The sequence below is a fragment of the Enterobacter sp. HSTU-ASh6 genome (assembly GCF_026319105.1).
Taxonomy (GTDB): domain Bacteria; phylum Pseudomonadota; class Gammaproteobacteria; order Enterobacterales; family Enterobacteriaceae; genus Enterobacter; species Enterobacter sichuanensis.
In genome coordinates, this window is the sequence record NZ_WSPD01000015.1 from 42,557 (window position 1) to 57,533 (window position 14,977).

16 protein-coding genes and 1 pseudogene are annotated in these 14,977 nt (G+C 57.6%); 12 read left to right on the forward strand and 5 right to left on the reverse strand.

The annotated features are described in order from the left end of the window. Positions 1 to 196: 196 nt before the first annotated feature. The 6 genes and pseudogenes from hemA to kdsA all read left to right on the forward strand — a co-directional run bounded on the left by hemA (position 197) and on the right by kdsA (position 5,241). Positions 197 to 1,453 (forward strand): glutamyl-tRNA reductase, encoded by a 1,257-nt coding sequence (gene hemA / locus GM298_RS17430; RefSeq protein WP_025756524.1) that lies wholly within the window; start codon positions 197 to 199, stop codon positions 1,451 to 1,453. Positions 1,454 to 1,494: 41 nt separating this feature from the next. Beyond that, positions 1,495 to 2,577: a peptide chain release factor 1 gene (prfA, locus tag GM298_RS17435; RefSeq protein ID WP_025756525.1), complete on the forward strand. Its 1,083-nt coding sequence runs from the start codon at positions 1,495 to 1,497 to the stop codon at positions 2,575 to 2,577. Next, positions 2,577 to 3,407: a peptide chain release factor N(5)-glutamine methyltransferase gene (gene prmC, locus GM298_RS17440; protein WP_266154763.1), complete on the forward strand. Its 831-nt coding sequence runs from the start codon at positions 2,577 to 2,579 to the stop codon at positions 3,405 to 3,407. The genes prfA and prmC overlap by 1 nt, the downstream gene beginning before the upstream one ends. A gap of 11 nt (positions 3,408 to 3,418) precedes the next feature. Then, positions 3,419 to 3,508, forward strand: a pseudogene (locus tag GM298_RS23390) (siroheme synthase); the annotation flags it as partial. A gap of 32 nt (positions 3,509 to 3,540) precedes the next feature. Continuing rightward, positions 3,541 to 4,350 carry an invasion regulator SirB1 gene (sirB1, locus tag GM298_RS17450; RefSeq protein WP_014832276.1) on the forward strand — a complete coding sequence of 270 codons (810 nt, stop codon included), beginning with the start codon at positions 3,541 to 3,543 and terminating at the stop codon, positions 4,348 to 4,350. A 36-nt stretch (positions 4,351 to 4,386) separates the two neighbouring features. Beyond that, on the forward strand, positions 4,387 to 5,241 hold the full coding sequence (kdsA, locus tag GM298_RS17455; protein WP_025756528.1) for a 3-deoxy-8-phosphooctulonate synthase: 855 nt from the start codon (positions 4,387 to 4,389) through the stop codon (positions 5,239 to 5,241). A 115-nt stretch (positions 5,242 to 5,356) separates the two neighbouring features. On the opposite strand, the gene chaA is transcribed toward kdsA, so the two are convergent. After that, positions 5,357 to 6,457, reverse strand: coding sequence for a sodium-potassium/proton antiporter ChaA (gene chaA / locus GM298_RS17460; protein WP_014832275.1), 1,101 nt, complete (start codon positions 6,455 to 6,457; stop codon positions 5,357 to 5,359). Positions 6,458 to 6,727: 270 nt separating this feature from the next. Here chaA and chaB point away from each other — a divergent pair, with 270 nt between their 5' ends. Together chaB and GM298_RS17470 are read left to right on the forward strand one after the other, a co-directional pair. Continuing rightward, the gene (chaB, locus tag GM298_RS17465; protein ID WP_025756529.1) at positions 6,728 to 6,958 is read left to right on the forward strand and encodes a putative cation transport regulator ChaB; all 231 of its coding nucleotides are present in this window, start codon (positions 6,728 to 6,730) and stop codon (positions 6,956 to 6,958) included. 177 nt (positions 6,959 to 7,135) lie between these two features. Next, positions 7,136 to 7,831: a gamma-glutamylcyclotransferase gene (locus GM298_RS17470; RefSeq protein WP_128339107.1), complete on the forward strand. Its 696-nt coding sequence runs from the start codon at positions 7,136 to 7,138 to the stop codon at positions 7,829 to 7,831. Between the two features lie 30 nt (positions 7,832 to 7,861). On the opposite strand, the gene GM298_RS17475 is transcribed toward GM298_RS17470, so the two are convergent. From GM298_RS17475 to GM298_RS17485, 3 genes are all read right to left on the reverse strand, one after another. Then, positions 7,862 to 8,101, reverse strand: a complete 240-nt coding sequence (locus GM298_RS17475; protein WP_010432930.1) for a DUF1883 domain-containing protein — start codon at positions 8,099 to 8,101, stop codon at positions 7,862 to 7,864. 211 nt (positions 8,102 to 8,312) lie between these two features. After that, positions 8,313 to 10,097 carry a methyl-accepting chemotaxis protein gene (locus GM298_RS17480; RefSeq protein ID WP_128339106.1) on the reverse strand — a complete coding sequence of 595 codons (1,785 nt, stop codon included), beginning with the start codon at positions 10,095 to 10,097 and terminating at the stop codon, positions 8,313 to 8,315. 106 nt (positions 10,098 to 10,203) lie between these two features. Next, positions 10,204 to 10,557 carry a DsrE/DsrF/TusD sulfur relay family protein gene (locus GM298_RS17485; protein ID WP_025756532.1) on the reverse strand — a complete coding sequence of 118 codons (354 nt, stop codon included), beginning with the start codon at positions 10,555 to 10,557 and terminating at the stop codon, positions 10,204 to 10,206. A gap of 72 nt (positions 10,558 to 10,629) precedes the next feature. Between GM298_RS17485 and nasR the strand changes: the two genes are divergently transcribed. Further along, positions 10,630 to 11,814, forward strand: a complete 1,185-nt coding sequence (nasR, locus tag GM298_RS17490) for a nitrate regulatory protein NasR (protein WP_128339105.1) — start codon at positions 10,630 to 10,632, stop codon at positions 11,812 to 11,814. A gap of 109 nt (positions 11,815 to 11,923) precedes the next feature. On the opposite strand, the gene GM298_RS17495 is transcribed toward nasR, so the two are convergent. Beyond that, entirely contained in the window at positions 11,924 to 12,046 is a 123-nt protein-coding gene (locus tag GM298_RS17495) for a hypothetical protein (RefSeq protein ID WP_266154768.1), read from the reverse strand. On the opposite strand from GM298_RS17495, the gene GM298_RS17500 reads away from it, so the two are divergent. Genes GM298_RS17500 through GM298_RS17510 form a run of 3 tightly spaced genes read left to right on the forward strand, consistent with a single transcriptional unit; the run spans position 12,045 to position 14,971 of the window. Further along, entirely contained in the window at positions 12,045 to 13,292 is a 1,248-nt protein-coding gene (locus GM298_RS17500; RefSeq protein ID WP_266154770.1) for a CmpA/NrtA family ABC transporter substrate-binding protein, read from the forward strand. The genes GM298_RS17495 and GM298_RS17500 overlap by 2 nt on opposite strands. Before the next feature lie 2 nt (positions 13,293 to 13,294). Further along, positions 13,295 to 14,173 carry a nitrate ABC transporter permease gene (gene ntrB, locus GM298_RS17505; RefSeq protein WP_266154772.1) on the forward strand — a complete coding sequence of 293 codons (879 nt, stop codon included), beginning with the start codon at positions 13,295 to 13,297 and terminating at the stop codon, positions 14,171 to 14,173. Between the two features lie 9 nt (positions 14,174 to 14,182). Continuing rightward, on the forward strand, positions 14,183 to 14,971 hold the full coding sequence (locus GM298_RS17510) for an ABC transporter ATP-binding protein (protein ID WP_045286270.1): 789 nt from the start codon (positions 14,183 to 14,185) through the stop codon (positions 14,969 to 14,971). The last annotated feature ends 6 nt before the right edge of the window (positions 14,972 to 14,977 follow it).

Below are 14,977 nucleotides of genomic sequence, written 5' to 3' on the forward strand. Positions count from 1 at the left end.
GGACAAATCCTTGAGATACGTTGCAGTTATAACTGTTAATGCTAGCGTTGATGGTCCCCACCGTCTACGTTCAAATTATCTCAAAGCGTTGTGTAACCTATTACTCCGAAAGGGGGCAGTCCCTTTTATTGATCTCGCGCATCCTGTATGATGCGTTCTGCTAACCTTATTAACGCTGGTACTACTCCCGCTCAACATGACCCTATTAGCACTCGGTATTAACCACAAAACAGCCCCGGTTTCGCTGCGAGAACGCGTTACGTTTTCGCCGGATACGCTTGACCTGGCGCTGGACAGCCTGCTTGCCCAGCCGATGGTGCAGGGTGGCGTGGTGCTCTCGACGTGCAACCGTACCGAGCTCTATTTAAGCGTGGAAGAGCAGGATAACCTGCACGAAGCGCTGATCCGCTGGTTATGCGACTACCACAACCTCAATGAAGACGAGCTGCGCAACAGCCTGTACTGGCATCAGGATAACGATGCCGTCAGCCATCTGATGCGCGTCGCCAGCGGGCTGGATTCGCTGGTGCTGGGCGAGCCGCAAATTCTGGGTCAGGTGAAAAAAGCCTTTGCGGATTCGCAAAAAGGGCATCTGAAGGCCAGCGAACTGGAGCGTATGTTCCAGAAGTCATTCTCCGTGGCAAAGCGTGTGCGAACCGAAACCGACATTGGTGCCAGTGCGGTTTCTGTTGCTTTCGCGGCCTGCACCCTTGCACGCCAAATCTTTGAATCCCTGTCAACCGTCACCGTGATGCTGGTGGGCGCGGGCGAAACCATCGAACTTGTGGCGCGCCATCTGCGCGAGCATAAAGTGAAAAAGATGATTATCGCTAACCGCACCCGCGAACGTGCGCAGGTGCTGGCGGATGAAGTGGGGGCAGAGGTGGTTGCCCTGAGCGACATCGATGAACGCCTGAAAGAGGCGGATATTATTATCAGCTCGACCGCCAGCCCGCTGCCGATCATCGGTAAAGGGATGGTGGAGCGCGCGCTCAAATCCCGTCGTAATCAGCCGATGCTGCTGGTGGACATCGCCGTTCCGCGCGATGTGGAGCCAGAAGTTGGCAAGCTGGCTAACGCCTACCTTTACAGCGTGGATGACCTGCAAAGCATCATTTCGCATAACCTCGCTCAGCGTAAAGCGGCGGCGGTGCAGGCGGAAACCATTGTCGAGCAGGAAACCAGTGAGTTTATGGCCTGGCTGCGCGCGCAAAGCGTCAGCGAGACCATCCGCGAGTACCGCGGACAGGCGGAACAGGTGCGTGATGACCTGACTGCCAAAGCGTTAGCGGCCCTTGACCAGGGCGGCGATGCACACGCGATTATGCAGGATCTGGCATGGAAACTGACCAACCGCCTGATCCATGCACCAACCAAATCTCTTCAGCAGGCTGCCCGTGACGGGGATGATGAACGCCTGACTATTCTGCGCAACAGCCTCGGGCTGGAATAGCGCCCTATACCCATTTTCTAAGACAAGGTGCACTTACGCCTATGAAGCCTTCTATCGTCGCTAAACTGGAAGCTCTGCACGAGCGCCATGAAGAAGTCCAGGCGCTGCTCGGCGATGCCGGGACCATTGCGGACCAGGAACGTTTTCGCGCGCTCTCACGTGAATACGCGCAGTTAAGTGATGTTTCTAAATGCTATACCGACTGGCGACAGGTTCAGGAAGATATTGAAACCGCGCAGATGATGCTCGACGATCCTGAAATGCGCGAGATGGCGCAGGAAGAGTTACAGGATGCGAAAGCGCGTTCAGAAGAGATGGAGCAGCAGCTTCAGGTACTTCTGCTGCCGAAAGATCCGGACGATGAGCGTAACGCCTTTGTGGAAGTCCGCGCCGGTACCGGCGGTGACGAAGCGGCCCTGTTTGCCGGGGACCTGTTCCGCATGTACAGCCGCTACGCCGAGTCACGCCGCTGGCGTGTGGAGATCATGAGCGCCAACGAAGGCGAACACGGTGGCTACAAAGAGGTTATCGCCAAGATCAGCGGCGACGGCGTGTACGGTCGTCTCAAGTTTGAATCTGGCGGTCACCGCGTACAGCGCGTGCCGGCTACCGAATCTCAGGGTCGCATTCATACCTCCGCCTGTACGGTGGCGGTAATGCCGGAGCTGCCGGAAGCGGAACTGCCGGACATCAACCCGGCCGATCTGCGCATCGACACCTTCCGCTCCTCCGGGGCGGGCGGTCAGCACGTTAACACCACCGACTCCGCCATCCGTATTACCCACCTGCCAACCGGCATTGTGGTGGAGTGCCAGGACGAACGTTCCCAGCACAAAAACAAAGCCAAAGCGCTTTCCGTGCTGGGGGCGCGTATTCACGCGGCAGAAATGGCGAAACGCCAGCAGGCGGAAGCGTCAACCCGTCGTAATCTGCTGGGCAGCGGCGATCGCAGTGACCGCAACCGCACCTACAATTTTCCGCAGGGTCGCGTGACGGACCACCGCATTAACCTGACGCTCTACCGTCTGGACGAGGTGATGGAAGGGAAACTGGACATGCTGATTGAGCCTATCGTGCAGGAATACCAGGCCGACCAGCTGGCGGCACTGTCCGAGCAGGAATAATGGATTTTCAGCACTGGTTACGCCATGCCTCCGGTGAGCTTTCCGGGAGTGAAAGCCCAAAGCGTGATGCCGAAATTTTGCTTGAGTACGTAACGGGCAAAGCTCGCACGTATCTGCTGGCGTTCGGTGAAACCGAACTGACCGCTGATCAGGAAGCGCAGCTCGCCGCGCTGCTTGCCCGCCGAAAAACCGGAGAACCGGTGGCGCATCTCGTCGGAGAGCGTGAGTTCTGGTCGTTACCCTTGTTCGTCTCTGCGGCGACGCTGATCCCGCGTCCTGACACCGAGTGTCTGGTGGAGCAGGCGCTGGCGCGTTTACCCGCAGAGGCCTGCCGCATTCTCGATCTCGGTACGGGGACCGGGGCCATCGCCCTGGCGCTCGCCAGCGAACGGCCCGATTGCGCGGTCACGGCGGTGGATGTGATGCCCGACGCGGTGGCGCTGGCGCAGCGTAACGTGGAACGTCTTGGTCTGGCTAACGTGACCGTGCTGCAAAGCAGCTGGTTTAGCGCGCTGGAGAAGCAAACGTTCGGGATGATTGTCAGTAACCCGCCCTATATTGACGAGCATGACCCACACCTCTCGCAGGGGGATGTGCGCTTCGAACCGCTGTCTGCGCTGGTTGCCGCCAGGGAGGGATTAGCCGATCTCGATCACATTGTGACAACGTCACGACAGCATTTACTTCCCGGTGGCTGGCTGCTGGTGGAGCATGGCTGGACGCAGGGGGATGCCGTACGGGCGCTGTTTACACAGGCAGGCTACACGGCGGTTGAAACCTGCCGCGACTACGGCGGTAACGAGCGTCTGACGCTGGGGCAATGGGCATGACGCCTGGCTATCTGCCATTTACTGATAAAGGCGCAGGGCTGACTGAAAAGCCGTTTGGCGTTATCATTGACATCGTTTTGGGTTTTATCGCGTCTGGACGTCATTGTACGCGCAGTCGTTACTGGGGTAAGTCATGAGGTCCTTAGCCGATTTCGAATTTAATAAAGTGCCGCTCTGCGATGGCATGATCCTGATTTCGGAGATGATTCGCGACGATTTTACGTCGCAGTATGTCTACGATGAACTGGAGAATCTGGTCAGCCTGGCGCGCGAAGAGATCAATCAGGCGCGTCCGCAGGACTGGCAGCTGGAGAAGCTGCTTGAGCTTTTCTACGGCGAATGGGGTTTCTGCGACACGCGGGGCGTGTATCGCCTGTCTGACGCATTATGGCTGGACCAGGTCTTAAAAAATCGTCAGGGCAGCGCGGTCGCGCTGGGCTCTATTTTGCTGTGGATCGCGCACCGTCTGGATATTCCACTGGTGCCCGTCATTTTCCCGACGCAGATGATCCTGCGTGCCGAGTGGCTGGACGGTGAAATGTGGCTGATTAATCCGTTTAACGGCGACACGCTGGACGAGCATACGCTGGACGTCTGGCTGAAAGGCAATATCAGCCCGGTGGCCGAGCTCTTTAATGAAGATCTCGACGAAGCCGACAATGCCGAAGTTATTCGTAAGCTGCTGGATACGCTGAAATCGGCGCTGATGGAAGAGCGTCAGATGGAGCTGGCCCTGCGTGCCAGCGAAGTGTTGCTGCAGTTTAATCCGGAAGATCCGTACGAAATTCGCGACCGCGGGCTTATTTATGCCCAGCTCGACTGTGAGCACGTGGCGCTGAACGATTTAAGCTATTTCGTCGAACAATGTCCGGAAGATCCGATCAGCGAAATGATTCGGGCGCAGATCAACGCGATCTCGCACAAACAAATTACACTGCATTAATCTTAATTCCGATTCACACCTGAATAAGGCGATCCTATGAAACAAAAAGTGGTTAGCATTGGTGATATCAACGTGGCAAACGACCTGCCGTTCGTGCTGTTTGGCGGTATGAACGTGCTGGAATCCCGCGATCTCGCCATGCGTATCTGCGAGCACTACGTGACCGTGACCCAGAAGCTGGGCATCCCGTACGTGTTTAAGGCCTCTTTTGACAAAGCCAACCGCTCCTCAATTCGCTCTTACCGTGGCCCGGGCCTGGAAGAGGGGATGAAAATTTTCCAGGAGCTGAAACAGACGTTTGGCGTGAAAGTGATCACCGACGTGCATGAAGCTTCTCAGGCGCAGCCAGTGGCTGATGTGGTCGACGTGATCCAGCTTCCGGCGTTTCTCGCTCGCCAGACTGACCTGGTGGAAGCGATGGCGAAAACCGGTGCGGTCATTAACGTGAAAAAACCGCAGTTCGTGAGCCCGGGCCAGATGGGCAACATCGTCGATAAATTTATCGAAGGTGGCAACGACAAAGTTATCCTGTGCGACCGTGGCGCTAACTTCGGCTACGACAACCTGGTGGTGGATATGCTGGGCTTCAGCGTGATGAAGAACGTCTCTAACCAGTCGCCGGTGATCTTCGACGTAACCCACGCGCTGCAGTGCCGCGACCCGTTTGGCGCGGCGTCGGGTGGCCGTCGTGCGCAGGTGACCGAGCTGGCGCGTGCCGGGATGGCGACCGGCCTGGCGGGTCTGTTCATTGAAGCGCACCCGGATCCGGATAACGCGAAATGCGACGGTCCTTCCGCGCTGCCGCTGGATAAACTGGAGCCGTTCCTGAAGCAGATCAAAGCAATTGACGATCTGGTGAAAAGCTTCGACGAGCTGGATACCAGCAAATAATAAAAAAACCCGCTTCGGCGGGTTTTTTTATGGGGCATATTGCCGGGTGGCGCTGCGCTTACCCGGCCTACAGAACCCGTAGGCCCTGCAAGCGAAGCGCCGCTGGGCAAAAAGGCTACGCAAAAATCGTCATCAGATACGCAACAAACAAGGCCATATGCGCCGCCCCGTTCAGCACATTGGTGCGTCCGGTGGAGAACGAAATCTGGCACAGCAGCAATGATGCCACCATCACAATCATCTCCGGCGCGCCCAGCGCAAACTGCAGTTCGTTGCCGGTCATAAAGGCAATCAGCGTCACTACCGGTACGGTGAGTGAAATGGTCGCCAGTACCGAGCCGAAGAACAGGTTCATCGCGCGCTGCACCTGATTGTTCAGCACCGCTTTCAGCGCCCCCAGCCCTTCAGGGGACAGAATCAACAGCGCCACCAGGAAACCGGTAAACGCCACTGGCGCGTTCAGCTCGGTCAGCAGTGTCTCCAGCGGGTTGGCATTCATCTTGGTGACGGCAATCACCGCAATCAGATGTACGATCAGCCAAACCGTATGCCACGCGCTGCTGTGGGCCGACGGCTTACCGTGGTGCGGGTCATCGTCGTCGCTGTCATCTTCATGCTCATACACAAACAGGCTCTGGTGCGTTTTGGTCTGAATCAGCAGAAACACGCCGTACATGGCTGCGGAAATGAGCGCGACCAATAACGCCTGACCGGTAGAAAAATTGGCGCCCGGCAGCGCCATCGGAAAGACCAGCACAATAATCGCCAGCGGGAAGAGCGCAATCAGATACTGTTTAATGCCGAACAGGTTCATATACTGGGTCGCGAATTTGCGTCCGCCCAGTAACAGAGAAAAGCCCACCAGACCACCCGTGACAATCATGATGATCGAATAGAGCGTGTCGCGCATCAGCGTCGGCGCGGCGTCACCGGTCGCCATGAGTGCGGAAATAAGACTGACTTCAAGAATAACAACGGAAAGGCTGAGAATTAACGAACCGTAAGGCTCACCAAGGCGGTGGGCTAATACGTCCGCATGGCGAACCACGCTAAATGCGCTGGTTAAGATACCGACCAGGGCCAGAATATTGATACCAACCACCACTGGCAGTGACTGACTGCTTCCCCAGAAGAGCAGCACAGCCAGTGCCAGAACCGGGAAAATGAGTGACGTCTCCTTGTGGCGGGTCTTCACCGCCTCGTGTGCTGCTGTCATGTGCTTCTCCATCAATGCAGGTGCTTGTCATTATAGATAGATTTTTGAGGCCGTTACATTAACAGCTCTCTGTTAAATACCCTTTATTTTTTACTCAAATTTACCCTTTGTGATGATATTGCATCATGATGCGCATAATGCGTTATCTTTATTTTATATTCCTTAAATAACAGTAGATTATCATTATAATTTACGCATAAATTATTCCTGACTGGCACCATGGCGTATCGTCGTCCACACTTATCTCTTTAAGCAAAAGAGAGGTTAGTGATGCCCTATAAAACGAAACGCGAATTACCGGATAACGTACAAAACGTACTCCCTGAACACGCGCAGGAGATCTACAAAGAGGCGTTTAACAGCGCCTGGGATCAATACAAAGATAAGGACGATCGCCGGGATGATGCCAGCCGGGAAGAGACGGCGCACAAGGTCGCCTGGGCCGCAGTCAAACATGATTATGAGAAAGGAGACGATGATAAATGGCATAAAAAGAAATAGCCGTGAAATTATTCGCTGCCTTCATTTTGACTTTTCAGGCGGTTGAACTGCTGTTGTATTGCAACGGGTCCGCTAATTGCTTATCGTAATTTGACTGCTGGCAAAATGACCAGCACAGAATGCCGGGAAGGCGAATTACAGATGTCGCAAGGAAGCATGCAGTGGCGGAGGTGTAAAGTGTTAACGCGTGATTTCTTAATGAAGGCAGATTGTAAGACGGCATTTGGTGCTATTGAGGAATCGCTTCTCTGGTCAGCTGAACAACGTGCGGCGTCTCTCGCTGCCACGCTTGCCTGCCGCCCGGATGATGGCCCGGTATGGATTTTTGGCTACGGTTCACTGATGTGGAACCCGGCTCTGGAATTTGTCGAATCGGCGACGGGTACGCTCCCCGGATGGCATCGCGCATTTTGCCTGCGATTAACCGCCGGACGCGGCAGCGCGTGTCAGCCGGGACGCATGCTTGCACTGAAAGAGGGCGGTCGCACCACGGGAGTGGCCTATCGTCTTCCTGATGCCACGCTGGAAGAGGAGCTGACGCTGCTCTGGAAGCGTGAGATGATCACCGGCTGTTATATGCCGAGCTGGTGCAAGCTGGACCTCGACGACGGACGCACCGTCAATGCGCTGGTCTTTATTATGGATCCGCGTCATCCGCTGTACGAAGCGGACACCCGCACGCAGGTGATTGCGCCGTTAATTGCCGCCGCCAGCGGGCCGCTGGGCACCAACGCGCAGTATCTTTTCTCCCTCGATCAGGAACTGACCCGCCTCGGCATGAAGGACGATTGTCTGAATGAGCTGGTGGTAAAGGTGAAGGCGCTGCTGGAAGGAAACTCGGTCAACAGCACGCTGCGACCGGGCTTTGCCTGATAATACGCCCGGCTTGCCGGGCGTGTGACGTTATGCTGCCACGTAACTGACGGAATGCTCCAGTGACTGACTGTGGCTGTCGATCAGCACATCCCATGTGCCGGTATAGGGCACGGTAAGCCAGGCTTTGTCATCCTGCACGGTCAGAATATCCGCCTGTGACTGTTTCTGTGCCTTTGAACTCATCAGATGAATACGACAGCGCTCTGAGCAGCGCACCACGACCGTATCCCCGCCAAACAGCTTCAAACTTGTTTTTACCAGTGCCATTTTTTACCCCGTAGTCTTAAACAACGCTCTCCCTGCAGCCATATCCGAGCGTGATGTTGTTCACAATTCACTCATGGCATAACACCAAAGGGGAGGGGGTGGGATGCTGATTTTGATCAAAAAATGGCATAACGATTAAACAAAAATGACAATATTCCTCAAAATGTCAGCTGGCGCGCGTTTTAGCCGCTAAACGCGCGCCGGATTAACATTAAATGCGGAAATGGCCGGCGGTTTCAGCAAGGTCGCCCGCCTGGCTCTGCAGGGCACCAGCCGCGGCGGCAGATTGCACGACCAGTTCGGCGTTCTGCTGTACCATGCGGTCGAGATGGGTTACCGCGTGGTTAATCTCGTGAATGCCTTTCATCTGCTCGCTGGTGGCGATGGAGATTTCGCGCATGATGCCGGAGACGCTGCCGATGCTGGAGCGGATCTCATCCATGCTTTCCCCGGCCAGATGTACGTAGCGAGAGCCGGTCGCCACGCTGTCGGTGGTGGAATCAATCAGTGATTTAATCTCCTTCGCCGCCTGGGCGCTACGGCTGGCCAGGTTGCGCACTTCGCCCGCCACCACGGCAAACCCGCGACCCTGCTCGCCGGCGCGGGCCGCTTCGACGGAAGCGTTCAGCGCCAGAATGTTGGTCTGGAAAGCAATACCGTCAATCACGCTGGTGATATCGCCAATTTTGGCCGACGCCACTTCGATGGACTGCATAGTGCTGATCGCCTGTGATACCACCTCGCCGCCGCGGGCCGCGGCCGCTGAGGCCTTGCTCGCCTGGTCGTTCGCTTCCGCCGCCGACTCATTTGACTGGGTCACGGAGGCGGTGATCTGCTCCACGGCGCTGGCCGTCTCGCGCAGACTGGATGCTGCCTGCTCGGTACGTCCGGAAAGATCCTGGTTACCGGCGGCAATCTCCTGCGCGGCATTTTTCACCGACTCGCTGGCATCACGGAGTTGCACCATCACCACCGCGAGCTTATCGCTGAAGGCGTTAAAGGCCTGGGCGATCTGCGCGACTTCGTCCTCGCCGGCGTCCGGCAGGCGCTGCGACAGATCGTTGGTGCCGTTGGCAATGTTGTGCATCGCGTCGCGAATGTCAGACAGACGCTTCAGCAGACGGGCAATCAGGAAATGGACAATGGCCGCGCTCAGCAGCGCCAGGATCACCAGCGAAATCGCCGATGCTTTAAGCAGGGAACGCATGCCGGAGGTGGCGTCACCGTTGTCGAGGGCGACCACTAACAGCCAGTTGGTGCCCGGCACGGCGGTCGCCACGAAGGTTTTCTCGACGTCATTCAGGGTTCCGTCGACCAGATTGCCGCTTTTCAGTGCGGCAAAATCGATGCCTTTGATGGTCTCAGCAAACGGTTTGAGCGTCAGGGCCGGATCGTTAGCCGCAATCACGCTGCCATCGCTGTTAAGAAGTAACCCGCTGCTGGCCGGGGTAGGATGGATCCCACGCACGTTCGCCACCACGCTGTCCATGGCCACATCACCCGCCACGACCGCTTTCAGGGTGCCATTTTCTTTCACCGGTACGGCGAAGGTCACCACCAGTTTCCCGGTTCCGGCGTCGACATACGGCGCAGTCACAACCGGACCGTCGGTGCTGACCACCTGCTGATACCACGGACGAATGGTCGGATCATAATCCGCAGGTACACCGGCAGGCTCGGAGAATTTTGCCGTTTTGCTGGCGTAGCCCACATAGACGTTGGTGAACCCACCCGCCTGGGCAAGCTGTTTAAACACCGGAACCGGATCGTCACTCAGCGCCACGCTCCGGGCGGAGGCGATCACGGTCATCTTGCTTTTGACCCAGTCGGCAATCGCCATATTATGGCTGGCGCTGGTGCTGGTCAGGATATCGCGCTGGGACTGCTGGTTATCCTGGCGCGTGACCTGGAAGTTGATAACCGTATTGAGGAGAAGGGCGACGACCAGGCAGCCTGTCGTCGCGGCAATAATGCGAGCACGAATCGATCTGAACATAAGTGAAATACCTGCTGTGTTGTTTCCATGCCTATCGGCAACCCAGCAGGTAAACTTGATGCTGAAACCGCGTCCATAAGAAAAAAATATTTTTACGGGTTTATTATTAAAAAGTTAATACTTTATCAGCGGTCAGAGTCCATTCGGCCAGTTCAACCAGGGTACCGATCTCCACGCCGTCAATCAGCGGCAGGCCGGTGACGCCCCGCCCGTCGGTGCAGGTTTTACACAGTTTCACCGGCACGTTTTGCGCGGTCAGGATCTCCAGCATCTGCTGAATGTTATAGCCCTCTGCGGGTCTCTGCCCCTTCAGACCTGCAGTGACCGCGTCCGACATTAAAAAGAGTCGCAACGCCAGGTCGCTCTCCTTTTCGCGCAGCGCAATGGCCAGACGCAGGCTGTTAAAAAGGGATTCGCTGCCGTAGGCCGCACCGTTGGCGACAATCACAATCTTTTGCATGTTGACTCCTGTTCTTATAAAGGCACGAATATTGCTTAGCTTTCACGGGTTTCGCTGTTCCGGAGAGTAAGCATGACATTAATGGCTGGCATTTCACCAGGGGCTAACGAATGGCTCCAGCGCGCAAGGACGATGCGCCGGGAGCAGCTCAGCAAACTGGCACAGCTGGGCGTGCTTGTGCATGGCATCAGCCAGCTGGTGCACATGTTACAGTGCGAGCGCGGGGCTTCCAACGTCTGGCTCTGCTCACAGGGTCAGCTTTACGCCCCCGAATGCAAAGCCAGCCGGGCGCTGGTGGATGAAAACCTGGCTGCCCTGTATGGCATTCTCGACAAACAGTCCCCCGTTCCGGGAAGTGCCGTTTGTGAACGCATCGGCGGCGCGCTGCAAAGCCTGGATACGCTTCCCGCCCTGCGTGACGGCGTGCGCCAGCAAACCCTTACGGCGCCGCAGGCGATGGAGCACTACTCGCGCATGCTTCGCCATCTGCTCAGTATCGTGCCGCAGCTTAATGACAGCATCGACGATCCGCACATCGCCGGGCGTTTTGTCGCCCTGTATAGCCTGATGCAGGGGAAAGAGCTGGCGGGACAAGAGCGGGCCCTGGGGGCGATTGGCTTCACGCAGGGCTTTTTCGATGATGTCACCCGCCAGAGGCTGGTTGACCGCATTGACGGACAGCAGGCCTGTTTTGAGATCTTTCTCTCGCACAGCCACGCTGAGGTGCAGACCACCTTTACCCTGAACTGCCAGCCCGATCGTGAAACGGAGCAACTCCGGCGCGTGGCCTGTACCCGCCAGCCTGCCGCCGATAATGGCACTACCGCATTGACCTGGTTCGCCCTGCAAACCTCGCGCCTTGAACACCTGCGCGCGCTGGAAGAGACCATGATTGCCGATCTGATGCTCGCCGTGGACGCGCGTATTCACCGTGACGACGACTACGCACCGCCCGCCGATGAGCAGGACGATCCGTTGATCCACTATCCGGAAAAACCGTTGCTCACCCTGGTGCGCCAGCAGGCGCGCGAGATAGAGCAACTCTCCCGTCAGCTTGCGTCGCTGCGCGATACGCTTGAAGAGCGTAAAACCATTGATAAAGCGAAAAGCGTGCTGATGACCCACCAGAATATGAGTGAAGAACAGGCCTGGACGGCGCTGCGCAAAATGGCGATGGACAAGAACCAGAGAATGGTGGATATCGCCCGCGCGCTGCTCATGGTGAAGCACCTCTGGGAAGTAACACCAAAGGAGTAGCTGCACAATCCGTGGGCATTTTGTGCCTGATTGAGGTGCGTAAACGTGAGGGTAAGGCGGTTGGCACCGCGAAAACTGCGCGTTAAAACCTGGCATTCACTTTGCATTATCAGATTAACCATTTTTGACGGTGCGCCAACGGCGGTGCACCTGTCTTCGGGATAAAGGCGTCCAGCGGTGCTTCGGCACTGTCGGGCGCTTTTTTTTTGGTTTTTTTTTCAGGAGTGGTCATGGCGGATTTGTCGAGACGGCGGTTTTTGCAGGCCAGCATGCTGGCGAGTGGGGCAATGCTGCTACCGGGGGTCATGCAGGCCGCATGGGCGGCAGGCTCGGATAAACCGGAGCAGGAAACAGTGCGCATCGGGTTTATCCCGCTGACCGACTGCGCGCCGGTGATTATCGCAGCGCTGAAAGGGTTTGATAGAAAGTACGGCATCACCATCGTGCCCACTAAAGAGGCGAGCTGGGCGGCGGTGCGCGACAAGCTGGTAGCGGGCGAACTGGATGCCGCGCACATTCTCTACGGCCTGCTGTACGGGCTGGAGCTGGGGATCGCCGGAAAGCCGAAGCAGATGGCCAACCTGATGACCCTCAACCAGAACGGGCAGGCGATTACGCTCTCCGCCGATCTGGCCGAAAAGGGGGTACGCGATCTCGACGGGCTGAAAAAGCTGACCGGGCAGCAGGCGCCGGGGACATACACCTTTGCGCATACCTTCCCGACCGGCACGCATGCCATGTGGCTCTACTACTGGCTGGCCAGCGCGGGCATTCATCCGTTTGACGATGTCCGCACCGTGGTGGTACCGCCTCCGCAAATGGTGATGAACATGCGCATTGGCAACATGGTCGGCTTTTGCGTCGGCGAGCCGTGGAACGCGCGGGCCATCAACGATCGTATCGGTTTTACCGCTGCGACGTCTCAGTCCATCTGGGCCGATCATCCGGAAAAAATCCTCGGCACGCGTCGCGAGTGGGTGGAGAAAAACCCGCACACCGCGCGGGCGCTGGTCAGCGCGGTACTGGAGGCGGCGCGCTGGATTGACGCGTCCCCGGAAAACAAACGCGAGACCGCGCAGATCCTCTCCCGCCGCGCGTGGCTGAACACCAAAGAGCAGTACCTCACCGGGCGGATGCTGGGCGAGTACGACAACGGCGTGGGTTCGCGCTGGCAGGACGCCCATCCGATTCGCTTCTTCAACGACGGTGCCGTCAGCTACCCGTATCTTTCCGACGGCATGTGGTTCTTAACCCAGTTCCGCCGCTGGGGGTTGCTCAAATCCGCCCCGGACTATGCGGGCATTGCGCAGCGCATTAACCAGACCGCAGTCTGGCAGGATGCCGCCACGGCGGTGGGGGGCATTACCGCCCCGGCGTCACCGCTGCGCAGCAGCACATTGATGGACGGCACCGTCTGGAACGGTACCGACCCGGAAGGATACGCCAACCGTTTCGCTATTCACCGTAGAGGGGCCTGATTATGCAGCATCTGCAAAAGACGACATCACACGAGACGCCGGAGAGTGGGGAGGTGATTATTCTGCCTCCGGTGCAGGTTCGCCGCCGTACCCCGACGTTTGCCCGCCGGATGAACGCGATCTTTCAGCGCATCATTCCGGCGTTTCTGGGGCTGGGGCTGCTGGTCGTGCTCTGGCAACTGGCCGCAATCAACAGTAAAGGATTCCCGACACCGCTCAGCACCCTCGACTCTGCGTTAACGCTGTTCGCCGATCCCTTTTACCGTGACGGCCCCAACGACATGGGCATCGGCTGGAACGTGCTCGCCTCACTGCAGCGCGTGGCGGTGGGCTTTGGCCTGGCCGCGCTCGCCGGGATCCCGCTCGGCTTTCTGATTGGTCGTTTCACCTTTTTCTCGCGCATGTTCAGCCCGCTCATCGCGCTGTTGCGCCCGGTTAGCCCGCTGGCCTGGCTGCCTATCGGCCTGCTGTTGTTCCAGAAAGCGGAGCCGGCTTCCAGCTGGACCATTTTTATCTGCTCGATCTGGCCGATGGTGATCAACACCGCTGAAGGGGTGCGCAGTATTCCACAGGACTACCTCAACGTTGCCCGCGTGCTGCAGCTCTCCGAGTGGACCATCCTGCGCCGTATTCTCTTTCCGGCCGTGCTGCCGGCGGTGTTGACCGGGGTGCGCCTGTCCATCGGCATTGCCTGGCTGGTCATTGTCGCCGCCGAGATGCTGACCGGCGGTTTAGGGATCGGCTTCTGGATCTGGAATGAGTGGAACAACCTCAACGTCGAAAACATTCTCATCGCCATCGTCATCATTGGCGTGGTTGGGTTACTGCTGGAGCAGGGGCTGATGCTGATCGCCCGCCGCTTTAGCTGGCAGGAAAAATAAGGAGCGAAGATGAAACCGATAATTCAGGTCCAGGCCGTGAGCCAGCGTTTTTCCACCGCCAGCGGTGAGTTTCTGGCGCTGCAAAACGTCTCGTTTGATATTCACGAAGGTGAAACCGTGAGCCTGATTGGCCACTCCGGCTGCGGTAAATCGACGCTGCTGAACCTTATCGCCGGAATAACGCTGCCGACGGAAGGCGGGCTGATTTGCGATAACCGTGAAATCGCCGGGCCGGGTCCGGAGCGCGCGGTCGTGTTCCAGAACCATTCCCTGCTGCCGTGGCTTACCTGCTTCGACAACGTGGCCCTGGCGGTGGATCACGTGTTCCGCCACACCATGAGCAAGGCGGAGCGTCGGGAGTGGATTGAACACAACCTCGATCGCGTGCAGATGGGGCACGCCCTGCATAAGCGGCCGGGAGAGATCTCCGGCGGCATGAAGCAGCGCGTCGGCATTGCCCGCGCACTGGCGATGAAGCCGAAGGTGTTGCTGATGGATGAGCCGTTTGGCGCGCTGGATGCGCTGACCCGCGCACATCTGCAGGACTCGGTGATGCAGATCCAGCAGGCGCTGAACACCACCATTGTGCTTATCACCCACGATGTGGATGAAGCAGTACTGCTCTCCGATCGCGTGCTGATGATGACCAACGGCCCGGCGGCGACCGTCGGGGAGATCCTGCACGTTGACCTGCCGCGCCCGCGTAATCGGGTGCAGCTGGCGGACGACAGCCGCTATCACCATCTGCGTCAGCAGATCCTGCATTTCCTTTATGAAAAACAGCCCAAAGCGGCGTAAAGGGGC